The sequence below is a fragment of the Streptomyces sp. NPDC001890 genome, from assembly GCF_042891445.1.
Lineage (GTDB): Bacteria > Actinomycetota > Actinomycetes > Streptomycetales > Streptomycetaceae > Streptomyces.
This window is the reverse complement of sequence record NZ_JBIATE010000076.1, coordinates 1-4,767: the sequence shown is the minus strand read 5'-3', so window position 1 is coordinate 4,767 and position 4,767 is coordinate 1. Positions and strand designations below refer to the sequence as shown.

At 67.5% G+C, this 4,767-nt stretch carries 6 protein-coding genes and 1 pseudogene; 6 read left to right on the top strand and 1 reads right to left on the bottom strand.

Annotated features, from left to right (window positions below):
• Positions 1–31 precede the first annotated feature (31 nt).
• Together ACFYY1_RS43135 and ACFYY1_RS43130 are read left to right on the top strand one after the other, a co-directional pair.
• Positions 32–301: pseudogene (locus ACFYY1_RS43135) on the top strand (helicase associated domain-containing protein); the annotation flags it as partial.
• Between the two features lie 9 nt (positions 302–310).
• Positions 311–754, top strand: coding sequence for a helicase associated domain-containing protein (locus tag ACFYY1_RS43130; protein WP_388595572.1), 444 nt, complete (start codon positions 311–313; stop codon positions 752–754).
• A gap of 191 nt (positions 755–945) precedes the next feature.
• On the opposite strand, the gene ACFYY1_RS43125 is transcribed toward ACFYY1_RS43130, so the two are convergent.
• Positions 946–1,335 (bottom strand): RidA family protein, encoded by a 390-nt coding sequence (locus ACFYY1_RS43125; protein ID WP_360935190.1) that lies wholly within the window; start codon positions 1,333–1,335, stop codon positions 946–948.
• Positions 1,336–1,718: 383 nt separating this feature from the next.
• On the opposite strand from ACFYY1_RS43125, the gene ACFYY1_RS43120 reads away from it, so the two are divergent.
• The 4 genes from ACFYY1_RS43120 to ACFYY1_RS43105 all read left to right on the top strand — a co-directional run bounded on the left by ACFYY1_RS43120 (position 1,719) and on the right by ACFYY1_RS43105 (position 4,713).
• A complete protein-coding gene (locus tag ACFYY1_RS43120; protein WP_388595571.1) occupies positions 1,719–2,891 on the top strand; it encodes an RCC1 domain-containing protein in 1,173 nt (390 codons plus the stop codon).
• Positions 2,892–3,115: 224 nt separating this feature from the next.
• Positions 3,116–3,466 carry a hypothetical protein gene (locus ACFYY1_RS43115; RefSeq protein ID WP_388595569.1) on the top strand — a complete coding sequence of 117 codons (351 nt, stop codon included), beginning with the start codon at positions 3,116–3,118 and terminating at the stop codon, positions 3,464–3,466.
• 2 nt (positions 3,467–3,468) lie between these two features.
• Positions 3,469–3,804, top strand: a complete 336-nt coding sequence (locus ACFYY1_RS43110) for a DUF6233 domain-containing protein (protein ID WP_388595568.1) — start codon at positions 3,469–3,471, stop codon at positions 3,802–3,804.
• A gap of 144 nt (positions 3,805–3,948) precedes the next feature.
• Complete coding sequence (locus tag ACFYY1_RS43105) at positions 3,949–4,713, top strand: DNA ligase (protein ID WP_388595566.1); 765 nt, start codon at positions 3,949–3,951, stop codon at positions 4,711–4,713.
• Positions 4,714–4,767 lie beyond the last annotated feature (54 nt).

Genomic DNA, 4,767 nt, shown 5'->3' with positions numbered 1-4,767 from the left:
TGTACCGCTTCGTGTACTTGCTTCCCACCTGGTGCTACTTCCTCTGGAACCTCACGTCCCAGTCTCCAGGTGTCCACGATCAAGGGGAAGGTTCAAACGCGCCCGCGAAAACTCTTCGGACGCCGGGCCTTTCGCCTCGGGTCTTGCCACTGCCCGCATTTATCACGAACGCCACGGCCACCTGAGCTCCTCCGAGACCTCCGTCGGCGCAGACGCCAAAGCCCTCAGCAACTGGCTCACCAGACAGCGCCGCGCGCGCCGCGACGGCAACCTGAGCGACGAGCGGATCGAGGCGCTCGACGAACTCGGCATGGAGTGGGATCCCCGCGCCGCCCGCTGGCAGCAAGCCCTCCAGGCCGCACACCGCTACCACGCCACCCACGGCCACCTGCGGCCCCCGGCCGGCACCGTCATCGACGGCACCGACCTGACCGTATGGCTGTCCCGGCAGCGCACCGCCCACCGGCGCGGCACCCTCGCCCCCGACCGCATCGCAGCACTGGACGAGCTCGGCATCGACTGGACCCCCGGCCGCGGCATGGCCGACGTACGGACCCAAGACGCGTGGCAGAACCGGCTCGACGACGCCCGCACTTACCACGCCGCCCACGGCCACCTCGACCCACCCGCACCCACCGTCGTCAACGGCCGCCGCCTTGACGCCTGGCTCAATGTCCAGCGCACCCGCCGCAACCAGGGGCGCCTCACACCCCAGCAGACCGCCGCTCTCGACGAGCTGGCAATCCGCTGGTGAGGAGGCCGGACAGCGAACCAGATCAATATGGCTGCGCTGGCCGGGTCCGGGCTGATCGGAGGACAGCCCCGGGCGGGTTCGCGTGATGTCGCTCGTCCCAATCCCTGAAGTGCGGTGCTGTCGGAGTCCTTGGTGGCTTCACTCGAAGATCATCAGTAAACGTTCAACCGCCGGGTCAGAGGGTTACCGAGTCACCAGGGGATCACGGCCAGGGCTTCCACCTCCAGCATGAGCTCCGGCCGGTACAGGGCGGCCACCTGTACTGCGGTACTGGCCGGCGCACGCGCGGTGTCGATGTGCGCGTCGCGGGCGGCCCGCACCTCCGGCAGTATGGCGACGTCGGTTACGTAGAAGGTGAATTTCGCGACCTCCGCGAACGTAGCGCCGCCGGCCGCCAGACAGCGCCGCAGGTTCTCGAAGACCTGACGGGCCTGGGCGGCGGCGTCGTTCTTCCCGACCACATTTCCCTGTTCGTCCAGTGCGACCTGTCCGGAGATGACAACCAGTCGTCCTTCGCCCACAACCACATGGCTGTAGCCGTTTCCTGGAGCGACCCCGTCGGGCTGGATGTGGGTGAGCATGGTCTCTTCTGACTCATCCGACACAGGTGTCCTCCTTGAACGGCAGTTAACGGGGCAACGGTATAGGGCACCAACTACTGCCATGTCGCCGCCCGTTGAGCCGTGGCCGCAACCTGTACCGCGTCTTGGCCACCTGCACCGACGGAAGCCCGATGAGAGGTGATCTTCGAGTGAAGCCGCCCGTGCCTCAGGCATCGCCGCAGCTCAGGAGTTGTGGCGAGCGACATCGCGCGATGAACCTCAGTAAGTAGTCCGACTCCTCAGGGAACTGGTCCACAGGTACTCCCGATGGTGAAGCGAACTTTGATCGCGTGCCATTCAATGCTGATCACTTTCGGTCTTCTTGATCGTCTTCACCGCTTTCGGCGCGCTACTGGGGGAGGGTGAGGGTGCAGTCGCGAGAGATTGCGCCGACGATTTTTGGAAGGTCCCTGATCTCCGATTTGATTGAGAATGCGGAAAATCGGCCTACCGTTCTCGCGTGGGGCGCGGGGCGGGTGGGGCAGCTCGGCAACGGCACCCTGAGCGACAGCCTCAGTCCGTCCTCGGTCACCAGTCTCTTCCGCGGCGACGTCGACCAGGTCTCGGCCGGTGGCACCTCGTCCGCCGACTCGTTCGCCCTCACCCGTACCGACAAGACGGTCAAGTCCTGGGGCTCCAACGCCTATGGCCAGCTCGGCATCGGCAGCAACACCAGCCAGGCCGTGCCCACCACGGTCCCCCGCCTGGCCAACATCAAGGACATCGCGGCGGGCGGAAGGCACGCCCTCGCCCTCGACATCGGCGGCCAGGTCTACTCCTGGGGCGACAACGCGTACGGCCAGCTCGGCAACAACCGCACCGGCGACAGCCGTACGGTCCCCGACCGCGTCCAGGGCATGCCCAAGGTCAAGCAGATCTCGGCCGGCGCCGACTTCAGCCTCGCACTCCTGGAGAACGGCAAGGTGTACGCCTGGGGCCGCGGTATCCACGGCCAGCTCGGCAACGGCACCCGCGCCACCAGCTCCGTACCCCGGCAGGTCCAGGGCCTGGAGAACATTGTGTGGATCGCCGCCGGCGGCCACCACGCCCTCGCGCTGACCGCCGACGGCACGGTCAAGTCCTGGGGCTACAACCTCTACGGCCAGCTCGGCAACTCCTCCACCAAGTCCGCCACGCTCCCCGTCGACGTCGACCTGCTGGAGAACATCACCTCCATCACAGTCGGCGCCTGGACCAACTTCGCAACCGACGGGAACGGGGCCGTCTGGGGTTGGGGCAACGACCAGTACTCCCAGATCCGTGGAGATGCCGGCGATGGAGTCACCTCCCGCACGAACCTGAACGCGCCCGTCGAGGTCAAACACCTCGCAGGAGCCCAGGTGCTGGCGGCAGGAGCCCGGCACAGCCTCGCCGTCTTCGCCGACCGGGTCATCGCCTGGGGCCACGACAATGAAGGCCAGATCGGCGACGGTGACATCACCGAGAACCCGACTCCGGTCGACATCTCCCTGCCCCATACCGGCTACAAGACCGTAGCCGCCTCTCTCGGCGGCAACACCAGCTACCTCTACTGAACCGGCTCACCCAGCCGCTTCCGCATCACCACGGCCCCGACCGGCATCCCGGTCGGGGCCGACCCGTCCACCGAATGATCAACCTTCGACGGCACAACCCACCAGTCACCAATCTTCGGTGACAACACTCAACCTTCACCGGCACAGGACACCTTAATGCGCCGTTTTGTGAGGTTTCGGCACGTCATTCGCATCCGATATTCGAACAGAAGTACTATTCGGGCGTGCCGAAAACCTTCCCCTTCCCGCAAGATCTGCGCGATGCCCAGATCGCTCTTCACGAGACCCGCGCCGCCTGCGAGCAGTACGCCAGCGACCTGCCGTGGTCGGCCGAGCCGATGCCCGGCTGGGAGAGCGACAAGCAGCTCCACAGCAACTACGTCTCCTCGAAGCCGGACAGCCCGGGATACACCGAGGACCAGGCCGCGGAAGTCACCCGCTTCCGCGCCCGGCTTCTGGAGCTCAGCACCACCGTGTCCACCCACCCCTTCTGGGACTCCGTGGAAGCCGGCGACCGTGTCGGGGCCCGCATGGCGCTCAAGCACGCCCACGAGCCGGCCGGGGACGAGGCGTAGCCGTGTCCGGCCCCGGCGGGATATCCGACCTGGACAAGAACCGGGCCTTGGTCGAGTGGCTGGAGTGGCAGCTGCGTCAGGTCCGGGGCCGGATCCGGGAGCTTGAGGTCCGGGAGGAGCAGGAGCGGCGGCGTCGGGAGCGGGCGCACGCCGCGCTGCGGTGGAAGATCCAGCCGCAGCGGTCGTCGTCGGCGGCTCTGGTGCACCGCGGGGACTGTGGCCTGTATCCGGTCGAGGGCGGATTCCTCACCCGCGAGGAAGCAGTGATCGCCTTGGCGGAGCCGGACATCGAGGCATGCCAGATCTGCAAGCCCCAGACGGGGCTCGTCGACGGGTAGGGCCGTACGGACCGCCCGACGCGCCTCGCAGGCGCCGGGCTCGCAGGATCGGTTCCGTGGAATTCCCGACCAAGGCGGCACTGGCCCAAACCGTCCCGGTCCTGCCCCAGGGACCGGGCTGGTGGTACGAGCCCCCACCGGACCGTGCTGCGCCGTACCGAAGAGACCGTCGTGCTGTACGCCCGGTCCGGCAGAGTCGTCACCCAGCACTGGATGGACCTGGCCGTCGCCGGCATGACACTGCGCCCCGGCACGGTCCTGGACGGCGAGGCCGTGATCTGGCGGAACGGACGGCTCGACTTCGCTGCCGCGCAGTCACGGGCCGCGTCATCCACGACCCGGGCCCGCGCCCTGGCAGCCCGGTACCCGGCCTCCTACATCTGCTGGGATGTCCTGCAGCACCCGGACGGCGACTGCCGACACCTGCCGTACACCGAGCGCCGCGCCTTCCTTCTAGGCCTCCTCGCCGATGTCGGGCCGCCGCTCCAGGTCACCCCGGCCACCGACGACCGGGACGTCGCCGTGCTCTGGTACGACGCCCTGCGCGAGCAGGGCATCGAAGGAATCGTCTGCAAACGCGGCAGTGCCGGCTATTCATCGGGACAGCGCCGGTGGTTGAAGGTTCGGCACGCGGACACGGTCGACGCCCTGGTGCTGGGGTTCACCGGCCCCCGGCTCAGACCACACCATCTGGTCCTGGCGATGGGGGACGAGGGCGGGCCGGCCAGAGTGTCCGCACGCCTGGAGCCTGTCCTCGCTGCTCGGGTTGGTGAGGCCCTGAGCGACATGGCGATGGTGGGGGAGCGGCGGGCGGAGGGTGAGCCGTGCTTGTGTTCGATTTCTAGCGCACGTCCAACCGCACCCCAGATGAGCTTGACGTTTAACGTCGCAGGTCACCCGACCTGCTGACCTGCGGTTCTTTCCGGGACAGCGGAGGCGGCCGTTCTCCACGCTTCGAGATGT